The 15,960-nt window shown below is 32.2% G+C and carries 14 protein-coding genes; 9 read left to right on the plus strand and 5 right to left on the minus strand.

Features of this window, described 5'->3' with window-relative positions; all coding sequences use genetic code 11:
* Positions 1-88 precede the first annotated feature (88 nt).
* From PQF83_RS07195 to PQF83_RS07205, 3 genes are all read left to right on the plus strand, one after another.
* The gene (locus tag PQF83_RS07195) at positions 89-1,372 is read left to right on the plus strand and encodes an MFS transporter (protein ID WP_000106380.1); all 1,284 of its coding nucleotides are present in this window, start codon (positions 89-91) and stop codon (positions 1,370-1,372) included.
* Entirely contained in the window at positions 1,362-1,994 is a 633-nt protein-coding gene (locus PQF83_RS07200; RefSeq protein WP_001069222.1) for a Vat family streptogramin A O-acetyltransferase, read from the plus strand. The genes PQF83_RS07195 and PQF83_RS07200 overlap by 11 nt, the downstream gene beginning before the upstream one ends.
* 70 nt (positions 1,995-2,064) lie before the next feature.
* Positions 2,065-2,220 carry a DUF1540 domain-containing protein gene (locus tag PQF83_RS07205; RefSeq protein ID WP_000046091.1) on the plus strand — a complete coding sequence of 52 codons (156 nt, stop codon included), beginning with the start codon at positions 2,065-2,067 and terminating at the stop codon, positions 2,218-2,220.
* Positions 2,221-2,321: 101 nt separating this feature from the next.
* Here the strand turns inward: PQF83_RS07205 and PQF83_RS07210 are convergent, their stop codons facing one another.
* Positions 2,322-2,774: a PadR family transcriptional regulator gene (locus PQF83_RS07210; RefSeq protein ID WP_048519999.1), complete on the minus strand. Its 453-nt coding sequence runs from the start codon at positions 2,772-2,774 to the stop codon at positions 2,322-2,324.
* 92 nt (positions 2,775-2,866) lie between these two features.
* Between PQF83_RS07210 and PQF83_RS07215 the strand changes: the two genes are divergently transcribed.
* The 4 genes from PQF83_RS07215 to tet all read left to right on the plus strand — a co-directional run bounded on the left by PQF83_RS07215 (position 2,867) and on the right by tet (position 6,289).
* Positions 2,867-3,445: a cysteine dioxygenase family protein gene (locus PQF83_RS07215; protein ID WP_000954454.1), complete on the plus strand. Its 579-nt coding sequence runs from the start codon at positions 2,867-2,869 to the stop codon at positions 3,443-3,445.
* A gap of 176 nt (positions 3,446-3,621) precedes the next feature.
* Entirely contained in the window at positions 3,622-4,473 is an 852-nt protein-coding gene (locus PQF83_RS07220; RefSeq protein WP_000766401.1) for a Cof-type HAD-IIB family hydrolase, read from the plus strand.
* 339 nt (positions 4,474-4,812) lie between these two features.
* Positions 4,813-4,875: a tetracycline resistance efflux system leader peptide gene (locus PQF83_RS28560; protein WP_106081929.1), complete on the plus strand. Its 63-nt coding sequence runs from the start codon at positions 4,813-4,815 to the stop codon at positions 4,873-4,875.
* A 37-nt stretch (positions 4,876-4,912) separates the two neighbouring features.
* Positions 4,913-6,289: a Tet(L)/Tet(K)/Tet(45) family tetracycline efflux MFS transporter gene (gene tet, locus PQF83_RS07225; RefSeq protein ID WP_252213118.1), complete on the plus strand. Its 1,377-nt coding sequence runs from the start codon at positions 4,913-4,915 to the stop codon at positions 6,287-6,289.
* 238 nt (positions 6,290-6,527) lie between these two features.
* Here the strand turns inward: tet and PQF83_RS07230 are convergent, their stop codons facing one another.
* The 4 genes from PQF83_RS07230 to PQF83_RS07245 are packed head-to-tail and all read right to left on the minus strand — an operon-like array spanning position 6,528 to position 11,043.
* Positions 6,528-7,001, minus strand: a complete 474-nt coding sequence (locus tag PQF83_RS07230; RefSeq protein WP_001072817.1) for a hypothetical protein — start codon at positions 6,999-7,001, stop codon at positions 6,528-6,530.
* Complete coding sequence (locus PQF83_RS07235) at positions 6,967-9,108, minus strand: site-specific integrase (protein ID WP_047956284.1); 2,142 nt, start codon at positions 9,106-9,108, stop codon at positions 6,967-6,969. The genes PQF83_RS07230 and PQF83_RS07235 overlap by 35 nt, the downstream gene beginning before the upstream one ends.
* A gap of 2 nt (positions 9,109-9,110) precedes the next feature.
* Entirely contained in the window at positions 9,111-10,457 is a 1,347-nt protein-coding gene (locus PQF83_RS07240; RefSeq protein WP_047956283.1) for a tyrosine-type recombinase/integrase, read from the minus strand.
* 34 nt (positions 10,458-10,491) lie between these two features.
* Positions 10,492-11,043: a helix-turn-helix domain-containing protein gene (locus tag PQF83_RS07245; RefSeq protein WP_000708737.1), complete on the minus strand. Its 552-nt coding sequence runs from the start codon at positions 11,041-11,043 to the stop codon at positions 10,492-10,494.
* Positions 11,044-11,735: 692 nt separating this feature from the next.
* Here PQF83_RS07245 and PQF83_RS07250 point away from each other — a divergent pair.
* The gene (locus PQF83_RS07250; protein WP_000994081.1) at positions 11,736-13,523 is read left to right on the plus strand and encodes a PAS domain-containing sensor histidine kinase; all 1,788 of its coding nucleotides are present in this window, start codon (positions 11,736-11,738) and stop codon (positions 13,521-13,523) included.
* Positions 13,524-13,737: 214 nt separating this feature from the next.
* Positions 13,738-15,864, plus strand: a complete 2,127-nt coding sequence (locus PQF83_RS07255) for a peptidoglycan D,D-transpeptidase FtsI family protein (RefSeq protein WP_000743748.1) — start codon at positions 13,738-13,740, stop codon at positions 15,862-15,864.
* The last annotated feature ends 96 nt before the right edge of the window (positions 15,865-15,960 follow it).

A 15,960-nucleotide genomic window follows, 5' to 3' on the forward strand; every position in this document is an offset into this window, starting at 1 on the left:
AAGGGATGTATTTCGCTCTGCGAAAATATAGTCTTTTCATATGATTTGTGCTGCCTCCTGTTCAGAACATGAAATAGGGGGCTTTTTTATGTCGACAAATGTAGAAACGAAACAAAATAATGGGGTATCACAAGTATTAAAAAACCGGTTTGTACAGGGGATTCTAGCATCAGCATTATTTTTACAAATTGGAATATGGGTTCGGAACTTTGCGGTATTACTATATGTAATGGAAATGACAAAGGGTGATGCTTTTGCTATTTCGATGATTTCAGTGGCGGAGTTTGCTCCAATTTTCATCTTTTCCTTTATTGGTGGAACGTTTGCTGATAGGTGGAAGCCGAAGAGGACTATGATATGGTGTGAGACTTTAAGTTCTTTATCAGTATTTGCAGTATTAATTACTCTAATGTTTGGAACGTGGAAAATCGTGTTTTTTGTCACACTTATTTCTGCAATCCTTTCGCAATTTTCTCAGCCATCTGGCATGAAATTGTTTAAACAGCATTTATCGGCAGAACAAATTCAATTAGCAATGTCTATTTATCAAACAATATTTGCGATATTTATGGTGTTAGGACCGATTCTTGGAACATTTATTTTTCATAGTTTTGGAATTTATATTTCAATCATTATTACAGGTATCGCTTTTTTACTTGCAGCAGCTGTGTTGTTATTTCTTCCGAAAGATCTTGAGAATGATAATGAGAAGAAAGAAATCACTATATTACAGGAAATGCTTGATGGTATTAAATATGTGAAAAAGAAAAAAGCATTAACTTTGCTAGGGCTTTGTTTTATGGCAGCAGGACTAGGAATTGGTTTAATTCAGCCGTTAGGTATTTTTATTGTGACTGAGCAGTTAGGATTATCAAAAGAGAGTTTACAATGGTTACTAACAGTAAATGGTGCAGGAATGATTGTTGGCGGTGCTTTAGCGATGGTGTTTGCAAAAAATGTTGCGCCGCAAAAGATGTTAATTATCGGTATGCTTGGTCAGGCAATTGGCATCGGTATTATAGGTTATTCCACCAATTTATGGGTAACACTCACAGCACAACTTTTTAGCGGTTTAGCTCTTCCTTGTATTCAAATAGGTATTAATACGCTCATTATTCAAAATAGTGATACTGATTTTATTGGTCGTGTAAATGGTATTTTAAGTCCGCTATTCACCGGTTCAATGGTAGTAACGATGAGTATTGCTGGTTCATTAAAAGAAATGTTCTCATTAAGTACGATGTACGAAGGCACAGCTTTACTATTTATAATTGGATTATTATTTATTTTACCTATATACAATTTAAAGCCAGTTATAGCAATAGAGAGTGAAATGAATAGGAAAGGAAGTGCTGTGCAACATGAATCCTAATCCAAATGTTAAATACCCTATCGAAGGAAATAAAAATGTTCACTTTATAAAAAATACAATAACGAAAGCTAATATACTCTCCGGAGATTATTCATATTATGATGCGAAAGATGGAGAAACATTTGAAGATCGAGTATTACATCATTATGAATTTCTTGGAGATCGCCTTATCATTGGAAAGTTTTGTTGTATTGCAAATGGAGTTACCTTTATTATGAATGGAGCGAATCATCGGATGGATGGATTTTCGGCATATCCATTTAATATATTTGGAAATGGGTGGGAGAAGTATACACCTAATTTGTCTGATTTACCTTACAAAGGTGATACAGTTATAGGAAATGACGTTTGGATCGGTATGGATACAACAATTATGCCTGGAATAAAAATAGGGGATGGTGCAATAATAGCAGCTAAATCGGTTGTGACTAGAGACGTTGCACCATATACAATTGTTGGTGGAAACCCTGCAAATAAAATAAGGGAGAGATTTTCAAATGCAATAATAGAAGAATTATTGCAAATACAATGGTGGCATTTTCATATTGAAAAAATAACTGAAAATATAGGTGCTATTGTACAAGGAGATATAGAGCCATTAAGAAAGCTAAAAAGGGAATAAAAAATGCATAACAAAAAGTATCATACCTCCGAATTTTGTTAATGATAATAGAACGAGGAGGTGTGATACTATGGCACAAGACGTTTTATGTGAAGTAAACAACTGTAAATTTTGGGCTAACGGCAATAAATGTAGCGCAGACGCAATTTATGTAGTAAGTCATAAAGGAAAACAAGCATCGACTACAGAAGAAACAGATTGCAAAACTTTCGATCCGGAAGTATAAATTTTTGAAGGGTAGCCAAATCGTGGTTGCCCTTTTATTAATTATAGTATTGATAATAAATCTCATTTTCATTCATTGTTTTTAACTTTTCTTTTATTTTTTCATATTTTCTTCATAAGTGATGTAATCCAGAGCAATTCATGTTCGATACGTGATTTACTAAATTCAATTACTTCTGTAATAAAAGGTGAACTAGCATCTAAAGATTGAATAGCAGTAAGTTGTTTATGTAGTATGTCTTGGCGTATTGTTAAAACTTCTTTTCTAGCTTCATAATCAAGCTTTTCAAAAAGCGCGATACGAACAAGAAATTCTATATTGTTTGTCGCGAGTTTTTCGGGAAACTCGCGCAACATTTCAGAAAAGATTTCTTCTCCTGTTTCAGTTATGTCGTACATATTTCGATTTGGCTTACCGACTTGTGTATGTACTTTTTTCGTTATAGCCCCCATATTCTCAAAACGTCGAAGAGAAGGATAAAGCATATTATGATTTAATTCAAAATTCTTACCTATTCGTTTAAAACTCAATAAACTGTTCAGCAAGGTACAAATTTACTGTACCTTGTTTTTTTATTTCTCAATTGTAAAATTTTAGTTGGTTATTTAGTATGGAAGTGTGTGAATAAGAGTAGAGGAGGATGCTTATGTTAACGTGTAATGGAAGTAAGACGTTCCAAACATTTATTAAAGCTGTAACGGATTTAATAAATAGTAATTTGTTAGAAGATCAAATTGTTTGTGGGATTGAAAAATTATTAGAAGAACTTTTAGAAAAGAAAACATGGCTTCCGTTAGAAAAACAGAAGGCGAATTCGGCTCAATATGCACGACACTTGCTTTATGAAGATCCTTTAAATCGTTTTGAAGTATTAGCTCTTGTATGGAAAGATGGACAATCGACTCCTTTACATGATCATGATGGCACATGGGGAGTAGAAGGCGTATTTACAGGAAGAATAATGGTGCAGAACTTTATACAAACGAAGCAGCTTGAAAATTCACTTGTTTATTTAACTCATACAGGAAATCTTTATTTGGGAGAAGGAGAAACAGATAAAGTCATTCCACCAGCTGATTGTCATATTCTTGAAATAGCAGAAAATGAAAGCGTTGTCACTATTCATGTTTACGGAAAACGTTTAGAAAAGTTTAAAATATATGTCCCAACTGAAGAAAAGAATGTGTACATGTGTGAGACGAAATATATTAGTTATAGTTCATAGTTTAAAATCAGAAGCTTTTCTTTAAAAAGAAAAGCTTCTGATTTTATTTTTAATTATTTCTTGACCTGAAACGCTTTTCATAAATTATAACTAAAGAGAACCTCACGAGATCAGTGTGAAAACGATACCTTGAATATAGGTAGAACTCGTGTATTTTAGAAAGTGGTGAAGAAATAATGAAATTAATAGCAATTGATTTAGATGGAACCCTTCTTTCAGGGAATAAAATGATTAGTACAGAGAATGCAAAAGCAATTCGAGCATGTCAAGAAGCGGGCCATGTTGTAGCGATTTGTACAGGACGTTCTATTGTCGATATTGAACGATTATTGTTAGAAGCTGATTTAGAGTGTCCGATCATTGCAGAAAATGGTGCACTTATATATAAAGATAAAAAAATGATGAAAAGATATCCAATTCAAAATATGCAGGCACTTAAAATAGTAGAATATCTTGAAGAGAATGGTTTATATTATCAACTTTATACAGATAAAGGCGTATATGTTCCAGAATATGGAGTGGAAAGTGTACGCAGGGAAATTGAGGATTTGAAAAATTCAAAAACAAATGTGGATATACAAGAATTAGAAACAATTGCAGCATTATACCTTGAGCATACAGCATTTCATAGTACGGAAAGTTGCAAGTCAATTGTAGAAACAGAAATACACGTGCATAAATTGTTGCCATTTTCTTATGATATAGAGAAATTAAAAAAACTAAAAGAAACATTTCTTCATAATTCAGATTTAGCAATTACATCTTCATATTGGCACAATTTAGAGATTAATCATCGAGATGCTCAAAAAGGGAATGGATTATACACCTTAGCTGAATATCTTAATATTTCAGTTGAAAATACTGTTGCGATAGGTGATGGGCTAAACGATGTTTCTATGATGGAAAAAGCGAACATTTCAATTGCAATGGGAAATGCTGTTGAAGAAATAAAAGCGATGTGTAAATATGAAACATTATCTAATGAAGAACATGGTGTTGCACATGCTTTATATAAATATGTAATGTAACATAAAAAGAAAAAAAGAATCCAATTGTTTTATTAAAAGGACAGATAATTAGTAAGTCCTATAATAAACAAGGGATTCAATAAAATGTTACACATTTTATTAAGGAAAGTACACCACTATTGAATAGTGGTGTATTTTTCTTTTAAAAGACCTCTATATGACCTCATTTACTACTACAACATTTGAGTTTTATCATAAATAATTTTATTGTAAAGTGACGGACAAGTTGTTTGAGTTACAATAAAGTCGTTTAAAAAATAGTAAAGTTGCTAAAAAAATGAGAGTCATTTTAAGCTATATGTGATAAAATATACAAATCAAATTTAGGAGGAGTTATTTATGAAGTGCAATAAATATAATTGGGTACATTTAAAGAGGGAAAGCGTATCAATGACCCTATAAACTACGTCTACCCTCATTATTTATTGGAGGGTTAAATGTGAATACATCTCATTCACAGTCAAATTTACGCCATAATCAAGTTTTATTATGGCTTTGTGTTCTTTCTTTTTTCAGCGTTTTAAATGAAATGGTTTTAAATGTTTCATTACCTGATATTGCTAGCGATTTTAATAAGGAACCAGCAAGTGTAAACTGGGTAAACACAGCGTTCATATTAACTTTTTCCATAGGAACAGCTATATATGGAAAGCTATCGGATCAGCTAGGCATCAAAAAGCTACTCCTATTTGGAATTATAGTGAACTGCATCGGATCAGTTATCGGATTTGTTGGGCATTCGTTCTTTTCTGTAATTATTTTGGCTCGGCTTATCCAGGGCGCGGGTGCAGCTGCATTTCCAGCACTTGTGATGGTTGTTGTGGCGCGCTATATCCCAAAAGAAGATAGGGGTAAAGCATTTGGACTTATTGGGTCCATTGTAGCAATGGGAGAAGGTGTAGGACCATTTATTGGTGGAGTGATTGCTGAATATATCCATTGGTCTTATTTACTGCTTTTACCACTTGTGACGATTATCACTGTTCCATTCCTTGCAAAATTAATGAAACAGGAAGACGTAATAAAAGGCTCTTTTGATACTGTAGGGATAATATTCATGTCCGTAGGTATTGTATTTTTTATGATGTTTACGACATCTTATAGAATTTCCTTTCTAATCGTTAGCATTATATGTTTCCTGATATTTGTTAAACATATTAGGAAAGTATCTAATCCTTTTGTTGATCCTGCGCTAGGAAGAAATGTCCCATTTATGATTGGAATCATTTGTGGAGGACTTATATTTGGAACTGTAGCAGGATTTCTTTCTATGGTTCCTTATATGATGAAAGATGTGTATCAATTAAGTACTGCTGCAATTGGAAGTGGGATTATTTTCCCTGGTGCAATGAGTGTTATTGTTTTTGGTTATATTGGTGGAGTTCTTGTTGATAAGAAAGGCTCTTTATTTGTGTTAACAACTGGAGTTGCATTTCTTTCTATCAGCTTTTTAGTAGCTGCCCTTTTTATAGAAACAACACCATGGCTCATGACAAGTATATTAATTTTTGTTTTTGGAGGGCTTTCTTTTACGAAAACAGTTATCTCCACCATTGTTTCAAGTAGTTTGGAACAAAAGGAAGCTGGTGCTGGAATGAGTTTGCTTAATTTTACAAGCTTTTTATCAGAAGGAATGGGTATTGCAATTGTAGGTGGATTATTATCGATAGGTTTGCTAGATCGAAAATTGTTACCTATAAATGCTGATCCATCCACTCATTTGTACAGTAATATGCTATTTCTTTTTGCGGGGATCATCGTCATTAGCTGGTTGGTTACTATGAATATGTATAAGCGTTCAAGAAGAAATAGCTGAACTTGACTGGGCCGCTATTGTTGAATAAAACTTAGATTTTCAAATGACTTTATCGTTATTTTTTTTAGTGTAGTGAAATATCTTACATCAAAAATTAAACAACTTTAAGTATAACCCCGTCCTAAATTTAGAACGGGGTTATATTTATTTGAGCTTTTAAAATTTAATAACTTTATTGTTATTTTACATTTATACAATGAAAAAAATTCCGAGAAGTTATTCTTCATTAAATAACTAATTATTTAAACATTTCAAAATGACCTGTAACCCACTTTTGATGATTACGAGCAAGGTATTGTTCCGTCTGAATAAGTTTATCTACAAGTTCTTCTTTAGATAATTTCATATATTTACTTCTTACTTTTAAAATATTGCGACTAGGTGAAATGTTTCTTATAGTCGATTCATCAAATGTGGTTTGTGGTGCAGTCTTTTTCTTGTTTTGTTTTATTTTAAAAGTCTTACTATATTGTTTGTAATAAGAATACAGTTCCTCATTTCTTTTTATTGTATTAGAATGGATACCTTTTCCTGTTACATCAAGTTCTTTTGATTTCTCATGAATGTTTTTGTATGTTACAGGAATTCCATTTGAAATGAGAGTATCAATTGTCAACATACCTAATTGAATAGAACGATTTTTTCTTTGTTCGTGAACAGACCTCAACCAAGAACGACTACCAGAAGGTGTTAGATTTGATAACTGGTTCATATCTCTGTTCCTCTCTATATTTTTTGATTAAATCAATTTCTTTTAATTCAATTTTAGCTTGTTTCCGCATTTCTTTTGCTTTTCTTACTTCAATTTCGAGCCCAATTTTTTTGAAACGTTTTTCCATGTCCTCTGCAACCTTAATAGCTTCTAATAGTTCATGTTCTTGTTCTGGTTGTGGGATTTTTGCTTTGCACCCTAAACATGCCATCTTCGTCGGACATACATAATCTGTCACACAAGTGCCGCCTAAAACGTTATTAAAAACTCCAACTTTTTCACTATACTCTGTAAGTTCTTTTTGAAGTTCTACTGGACTTCGTAGTAAAGCATCATCTATGTCAATATAGCTAGAAATTACATCTTGAAGTTCACCGACCGATTCAGCAATTTGACTTGGAGTTGGAGCCGAATAGTATTCAGTTACCACTAAGTCTCGTTGATGCAGAATTTTCGCCAAAATATCAATAGGCATCTTTTGACGTTGTACAGCTTCTGTTGCAAATGCATGCCGTAACAAATGTGTTTTTACAATTACAGGAGAGCCCTCTTGTGTTTCAAATCTTAACCCGTGTAGTAGAAATCGAATACAGGCATACACTGCATGAATCTTAAAAGCTTTATGATTATATTGAAAATAATAAGGCTTTTCTCCTGGAAACAAGTGCTTTCTATCATGACGATATTCAACACTGGGAATTTTTCCTCCATAATGATCCTTTAGCATTCGTGAAACGGTTTGGATAATTTGCATTGTTTGTTTACTCACATAAAATTCTTCTACAATATCTCTTCCTTTTGGAATCGCATAAAATGAATAATGAAGTTTTTCTTTTACCAATTTAGTTTGTATACATTCTTTCGTGTTGCTAATTTGTAATAGTTCATTTATTCTTGCTCCTGTTGTTGTAAGAATATCTATCGCCAATAAACCAAATGTACATCCAGCATAAAAAGGTTCTACATCAAAAAAAACACCTTTTACATTATTCCTATAACGACCTAAAAAAGCAGAAAAACTAATTATATCTTTATGACCACTAGCAAACGGAGGGGATTTACTTTCAGAATTCTTATCCATATACCCCCACAATTTTAGAAAGTCTTGTTTTTGTTTTATTTCTTCTTTGTTGGCCCTTTGAAATAAATTTCCTAGAACATCATTTTCAATTAAATCAGTAAACCATAATCCATCTACTTCGTCATCTTCATCTAAAGGTTCAGATTTTACAAATTCTAAAAAGTGGTGATTATTATTTTTCGAATAGGTTGATTTACGTTCTTGTGCTTGTTTAACTACTGTTTTGGGGAAGTATTCTTCGTGGTGTAATACAAATGACTGCTTATCCCATAAACGAAAATAAAAACGTTCTCCAATTCGTGTCGGTTCTTCGTAATGAAATTGCAGTGGAAGAGATAAGTTTTGTTCCTCAACACGTTCTATTGTTTTTTGAAAACTTTCCCTTATACGTTTTATTTGATTCCAGCGGAAATGGGCTTCCGATCGGATTTTGGGTAGAAAAGGAACTATAGCATCTGTTTCATCTTTCCGACTATTTTGTGCCTGTTCCGTCGCTAATTTTTCAAATAGAAAATCATTTGAGTTAAATAAAGGTATAGGAAAAAGAAATTGCTCAAAATATTCTTGTTGTTCGATTGATAATTTATGAGTTAACCACTTTTTCATTTGAGAGGAAAGTGCTCTATAATTTTTAAAAAAACTCATTCTCATAGAATTGGAATGTTCGGGATAAATTGTTCCTTTAAAATATTTATACAAATGTTCCATAACATCAAATTCTGACATCGTATTCAAGTTAAATGCTAAAAAAATATCTTGGAATCTTGGATTAGCATTTATTAATGTATTTCTAATTGTATGCGAATCTAGATTTTTATCCGCACTAGTAAGTATCCCTAATAAGAGATGATTTGCCCAAGGTTTATTAACACAAGCACTCAAGAAATACTTTAAGTTTCTTTCATCTAATTTATCTAAAAGAAAAATACCTCTTGAGTCTTTTAAGTGAAGAATTTTTCCGTCCACTTTTTCCTTTAACTTATCATACCATTCATTATTTGGTACATCTCTAATTATTGTTGACATACTTACTCCAACCCTTCTAACAGTTCTTGTAAATCATGATCTATTTCTTTTTGGACTTCAATTGTTGTATGTTGGAATTCGATGTTTTTCTTCATTTTTTTACTTTGTTCATATTCGATTTCATTTTTTTGCATATTTTCAAACATTTGGTCATGTGATTCTCGATGTTTTTCCTCATCGAAATAATGCTCATACACTCTAATGGTATCTGGATTTTTCCATTTCATATACTTAATAAGTTCATTCTTTCGTTGGTGGATTTCGGAATCATATTTAGAAATGTTATGAATCTCTCTAAGTCTAGTTGTGACAAACCAATGCCTTGCTTTATGTGGATTCAACTTAATATCGCCATTTGTCATTGCTTTGTTCCAATGATAGTACCAAGCATGATACGTTAAAGGTGTACCAAACTCTGAAAGGAATATAGGAGCTTCATCAGATAGTTGTTCATAATTAAAATGGTTTATATCATATTTCATTCTTTCGGTATTAATATATTGAAAAAGGCGTTTTACAGTGTCTTTGCTAAATCGAAGAAACTTTACCTTTCTTCCATAGCTACCTTTACTGAATGTAATGACTTCTTGATGACTTTTTCTTGAACGATAATCTCCAATTGTTAATTCAATGATTTCAGAAGCCCTAGCTCCAGTTTCAAAAAGCATTCGTGATATAACCGTTTCTCTTTGAGACCAATTTATATTTTTCCCCGCTTGATAGACTTGAAAGGGTAAGTGGGGATCGTCAATAATCTTAGGTTGCCATTCATCATTGATAATTTTGAAATAAGAATCCGTTAATCTACGATGTTCTAAAGGTTCTTCTGTTCCGCTAATAGCGGGCATGCGTGGTTTGTCCTTTCTAACACCTTCAACATGACTACGATAGTCATTGAGAATTGCTTCGGAATCTATTAATGGATTAGGATGATTATACTCGTCTAAACGAATAAGCGATTTATAGAATGATTTAATCGCAGATAAAAAACGATTTACGGTATTGGGGCTTTTGTTTGTTAGATTAACAAAGCAAAAACTATCCTTTTCACGAACTCTACATTCCATTTCGCTTTTTAAATAATCTTCAATGGCTATTCGTATAATTTCTGGTGAATCATCCCATTTCACATGTCTTTCTTGATAGTTGCTATGCTGTTCTAACCAATAAAAAAAAGGTAACAGACATTGTAAATAAGATAAAGCTGAACTTTTCGATATTCTTCCTATACTATCTTGGTAAAAGTCCGTTAAAGGCAAAAATGGTTCATTATTACTATTAAAAACTAGCAATTCATATCGACTCTCAACATCCTTCGGACAATATGCATAATAATATCCTTGGCCCATTGTGCAAATCACCTTCCAGCAACTTTAAATAAAATTAATCTTCTAACCAGTTGTAGAGTGCAATCTTTGATTGGTATGTGTTTTCTGCTTTGTTTTGCATCGCATCGTAGTCTTGCTGTGTAAGATCAGATAAGTGTTTGTTTTGTTTTTTAGGTATTTTAACGAGAAGAGTAGTTGGACTCCAATTTTCACGAATCGCTTTTTTAATAAATCCATCAGGGTTTTTCACTTTTGTAGTAGACTGCTGCATAATAAGTAGTATTTCTAAAGTACGTTTAATTCCAACAATAGATAAGACTGAATGAATTTCTTTCGTAGGTGAGGTAAGTGTAACAGCTTCGTATGCTAATTTTATTAGCGTAGCTTCTTCATTTTCAAATGACTTTATGTGGGATTCTTGATGGGGTTCTTCTTTTGTGGGAACGATCTCTGTAATATGAAGCAAATCACTTTCAAGTATCCGCCATCCTTCTTTATCACTATTGCGATATGAATTAGGCAGCTTACCAGAACGTATCCACCTTTTAATCGTTTCTTCATGCTTCCCTATGAGGGAGGACACTTCTTTGACTGTGTATATTTTCATAAACACACCTCATTAAAAGTTTTTGTTTCCAGAATATTCTATTTTAATTATACAAAAATTGAATGCTGTAGTAAATCTATTTTTTTGTTGTGGTAGCAAATGAGGTCATAAAGAGGTCTTCTAAAAGAAAAATACACCACTAGAAATTAGTGATGTATTTCCGTTAATAAAATGTGCAACATTTTATTAACATAAAGGCTTATAAAAGCTTTGTGTGTTAGAACCTACTTTAATATTACATAGTAGATTCTTTTTTCTTTTTATTAGGGGTAAGGTATTCTATGAGATTCATAGAAGCCTTATTACATTTTATTATATAGAATATATTGGAATAAATGTTTATATTTTTCATGATAATTGTGAAAATTTTATGAACTTTATATGTAATGTATTTTTATATTGCTACTAGTGTGTATAAAACTATGTCAAAACTTAACGAATGTAAGGATGTTAAGGAGAGTTCATGCAACATAAAAGATCATGATTGGCTCAGCTAATAATCAGTCGGAGATGAATAAAACTTACTAATTAGAGTTTCAATTTGCATGCATATATTTTTTGTTTTTAATTGAAAAATAAAATTTGTTCGAATAATTATTCTTCAGCTATATACCTACAGGCACATTCTTCGTATAATGGAGAAGTATGAATTTAAAGTTTGTATGAATTTTACATATTGAGGTGAAAAAGGAATGAATGCGCGGCTAATGGAACTTATTGATGTGAGTACAATAGAAACCATGGCAGAACAATTTTATCAATTAACCAACATATCACATCAACTTCTTGATGCTGAAAAAGAATGTATATTTTCATTTGGAATAAATGAAAAGAAAATATGTAAACTTCCCAAAATTGAAATCCCCATTTTTTTATACAATCAATATTTAGGATCTTTTGTTGTATGGTCTCAGAAAAGCGAAATTTTCAATTCCCAAAAATACTTTGAAATGCTTTCAAATCTAATTATAGGTGGGGTAATGAAAGGATTTCAAAATAAAAATACAACGTTACTTACTCGAAAAGAGGAGGAACTACATACAATCTTACAAAACATGCCTGTTATGGTTGATGCACTTGATTATAATGGAGATTTTGTTTTGTGGAATCGCGAATGTGAAATTGTAACAGGATATACTGCGGAAGAGGTAATTGGAAATCCAAACGCACTTCGCTTACTGTATCCTGATCATAATTATCGTCACGAGATACAAAAGAAATTTTTGACTCGTGGAAAGAACTTTAGAGATTGGGAAATGCGCTTAACATGTAAAAATGGTGAAATTAAAACGATAATGTGGTCCAATATATCAGAACAGTTTCCTGTAAGTGGATTTAGTTATTGGGCTGTTGGTGTAGATATTACACATTTAAAAGCAATAGAAGAGAAATTAAAACAACAAACGTCTGAATTGGAATTAATTTTTCAAGCTTTACCAGACTTATGTTTCTTAACAGAAGATGACGGCACAATTATTGATTATAAAGCAGGATCCCCTACAAAATTTTACGTACCCGCAGAAGCTTTTATGGGAAAAAAGTTTTACGATGTCTTACCATCTCCAGTAGCACAGCAGTTTCAGGAAGCCATTAGTCAAGTGAAGGAAAAAGGAACGAATGTAATAGTAGAATATCCACTTACACTTAATGGCAGTATTGACTTCTTTGAAGCCAGGTGCTTACCATTATTACAGGATAAAATTATGATTATCGTACGCGATATTACAGAGCGAAAAAAGACAGAAGAATTGCTAAATAAATCAGATACGCTTGCAGCAATTGGACAATTAGCGGCTGGTGTAGCTCATGAAGTAAGAAATCCGTTAACTGTAATTAAAGGGTTTATTCAATTATTCCAAATTAATAAAGAAGATCAAGAAAAATATTTTAATCTTATGCTTTCTGAAATTGAACGGATAGAAGCAATCCTTCAAGAATTTCTATCCATTGCTAAAACAGATGAAATAAATACAGAAAAGAAAAATATTTATCAAATTTTTAAAAATGTCGTATCGCTAATGAATACAAAGGCAATTATGACGAATATTCAAGTTGAACTATTTACAGATACCAAAGATATAATCATTGAATGCTCAGAAAATCAACTGAAACAAGTATTTATTAACATTTTGCAAAATTCAATCGAAGCTATGCCAGATGGTGGGAGAATTTCAATTCACATAAAAGAAATAGGCAAAGATGGTATCATTATTAGTGTAATTGATAAAGGAATAGGAATACCTGAAGAACGAATTAAAAGATTAGGTGAACCATTCTATAGTACGAAAGAAAAAGGTACCGGTATTGGATTGATGTTAAGTTATAAAATTATTGAAAGTCATCAAGGGAATATAAGTATTATGAGTGAGGTTGGCGTCGGAACAACAGTAACGATTTACTTGCCAAAAATTCAGAGTAAAAAGCCTTTATCAAATTATGATGATAGATTAGAATCAATACGTTCAATTATTAATTCTTAAATACCCAATAACGAAAAGTTAAGCTTTTCGTTATTGGGTATTTTTGTATTTAATTTAGAAAACTTTACCTTTTCTTTAGATTTGCTTTAATTTCTATTAAGTTTTTATCAATATATTAGTATTTGTGCAAAGTAATGTATAGAAAATGTGCATTACTTTTAATATATAGATTCAATTATTAATAGAAATACAGTAAGGAGGAGATTATGACAAGGTGAAAAAACAAGAGAAAAAAAGCGGTAGAGCAGTACCGATGCGGTTAAACATTTTATTCTTATGTGTATTTATATTGTTTTCTGCCATGATTATACAATTAGGTAAAGTACAAATTATTGATGGTGAGACGTATAAAAATGAAGTGGAGAAGAGAGAAAATGCAACCGTTAGCCTTTCTGTGCCGCGGGGGAAAATATTTGACCGAGAAGGGAATCCAGTAGTTGATAATAAGTCTTTACGTACAATTACATATACAAAGATGAAAGGTGTAAAATCAGAAGAAATATTAAAAACAGCAAGACAACTTGCAGACATAATTGAAATACCAAAAGAAGATATAGATAAACTAACTGAGACGGATAAGAAAGATTTTTGGATGCAATTAAATCCGACACTAACCGAAAAATTAGTATCTAAAAAAGAAATAAATAGGTTCAGAGATAAAGATATTACCGGGAAAAATTTAGATAAAAAAATTGAAGAGTTAAAAAGAAAACGAGTTACGGATAAAAATCTTCAAGATTTAACAGATAAAGATATAAAAGTGTTAGCTATTAAAAGTAAGATGACTTCTGGTTATCAAATGGCTCCACAAATTATAAAAAAAGACGTTAGTGAAAAGGAATTTACTATAATTAGTGAAGGTTTAGCAAATCTCCCAGGTGTAGACGTGTCGGTTGATTGGGAGAGAGTGTATGTGAATGATGGATTATTCCGATCCGTTCTTGGAAATGTTTCTAATTCTGATGAAGGATTACCAAGTGAACGATTAGATTATTACTTAGTACGTGATTATAGCCGAAATGATAGGGTTGGAAAAAGTTATATCGAGCAGCAATATGAAGATGTACTTCATGGTACAAAAAAAGAAGTAAGAAGCGTTGCAGATAAACAAGGTACTACAATTAGAACGGAAACAATTTCTGAGGGAAAGAGCGGTAAGAACTTAACTTTAACGATAGATATGGAATTACAGAAAAAAGTAGAAGAAAGTATAGAAAAAATATTAAAGGCATATAAAGGATCTGAATCTATGTTGGACCGTGCTTTCGTTGTAATGATGAATCCGAAAAACGGACAAGTATTATCAATGGCTGGGAAAAGACTTGTAGAAAAAGACGGGAAAACAGAAATTGAAGACTATGCATTAGGTACAATGACTAGTTCATATGAGCTGGGATCAACAGTTAAAGGTGCCACAGTTTTAACTGGATTTGAAACGAAAGCTATAACACCAGGTACTTATTTTTATGATGCACCTATGAAGTTTAAAGGTACTAGGGAGAAGAAATCTTGGAAAGAGTTTGGAAACATTGATGATTTAAGAGCGTTACAAGTCTCTTCAAACGTTTATATGTTTCATACAGCATTAAAAATTGCAGGTGTGGATTATGTGAAAAATAGTTCATTAAATATTAAACAGGAATACTTTGATAAAATGAGGTACTATTTCAGACAATTCGGATTAGGTGTTCCAACGGGTATTGATTTACCGAATGAAACAGCTGGACAAATTGATAAAAAAGATAATCAGCCGGGTTTCTTATTAGATTACTCAATTGGTCAGTATGACACGTATACACCACTTCAGCTCGTACAGTATATTTCAACAATTGCAAACGGTGGATATCGAATGAAGCCACAAATTGTACAAGAGGTAAGAGAGCAAACGTCGCAAAAAGATGAGATTGGTAAAGTGGTGCATGCAGTAGAACCAATTGTTTTAAATAAAATTGATATGAAAGAGGAATATATAAATCAAGTAAAAGAAGGATTTAGAAAGGTATTCCAAGAGGGTGATGGAACAGGAGTAAGGGCGTTCCAAAAAGCATCTTATAAACCAGCAGGTAAAACAGGAACAGCACAGACAGTTTACGGTGGAGAAAGCGATATTGGAAGAAATGAAAAGGGCGAGAGAAGAGAATGTTATAACTTAACGTTAGCAGGGTATGCGCCATATGATAATCCAGAAGTAGCATTCTCTGTAGTTGTGCCGTGGGTTATGAATGATAAATCTGGCATTAACTCTGATATTGGAAAAGAAGTTTTAGATGCTTATTTTGAATTGAAAAATAAGAGATTTACTGGAGAAAATTTACAAATAGATAGCTCTCAAGAAGGTTAAAACATATGAAATAATATAGAAACTAGAGTCATTTAATTTAGGGATAGATTCAAAATGGGTGATAGAAAGGTAAAATCATTCTATCAATTGTTCACG

Source organism: Bacillus sp. FF-1, assembly GCF_028548245.1.
GTDB lineage: Bacteria > Bacillota > Bacilli > Bacillales > Bacillaceae_G > Bacillus_A > Bacillus_A paranthracis.

Excerpts from the sequence above, each read along its gene's own strand:
- PQF83_RS07215 (WP_000954454.1), top strand. The coding sequence starts at position 2,867 with ATGTTAACGTGTAATGGAAGTAAGACGTTCCAAACATTTATTAAAGCT.
- PQF83_RS07250 (WP_000994081.1), top strand. The coding sequence starts at position 11,736 with ATGAATGCGCGGCTAATGGAACTTATTGATGTGAGTACAATAGAAACC.
- PQF83_RS07220 (WP_000766401.1), top strand. The coding sequence starts at position 3,622 with ATGAAATTAATAGCAATTGATTTAGATGGAACCCTTCTTTCAGGGAAT.
- PQF83_RS07235 (WP_047956284.1), bottom strand. The coding sequence starts at position 9,108 with ATGTCAACAATAATTAGAGATGTACCAAATAATGAATGGTATGATAAG.
- PQF83_RS07230 (WP_001072817.1), bottom strand. The coding sequence starts at position 7,001 with ATGAACCAGTTATCAAATCTAACACCTTCTGGTAGTCGTTCTTGGTTG.
- PQF83_RS07200 (WP_001069222.1), top strand. The coding sequence starts at position 1,362 with ATGAATCCTAATCCAAATGTTAAATACCCTATCGAAGGAAATAAAAAT.
- PQF83_RS07245 (WP_000708737.1), bottom strand. The coding sequence starts at position 11,043 with ATGAAAATATACACAGTCAAAGAAGTGTCCTCCCTCATAGGGAAGCAT.
- PQF83_RS07195 (WP_000106380.1), top strand. The coding sequence starts at position 89 with ATGTCGACAAATGTAGAAACGAAACAAAATAATGGGGTATCACAAGTA.
- PQF83_RS07240 (WP_047956283.1), bottom strand. The coding sequence starts at position 10,457 with ATGGGCCAAGGATATTATTATGCATATTGTCCGAAGGATGTTGAGAGT.
- PQF83_RS07205 (WP_000046091.1), top strand. The coding sequence starts at position 2,065 with ATGGCACAAGACGTTTTATGTGAAGTAAACAACTGTAAATTTTGGGCT.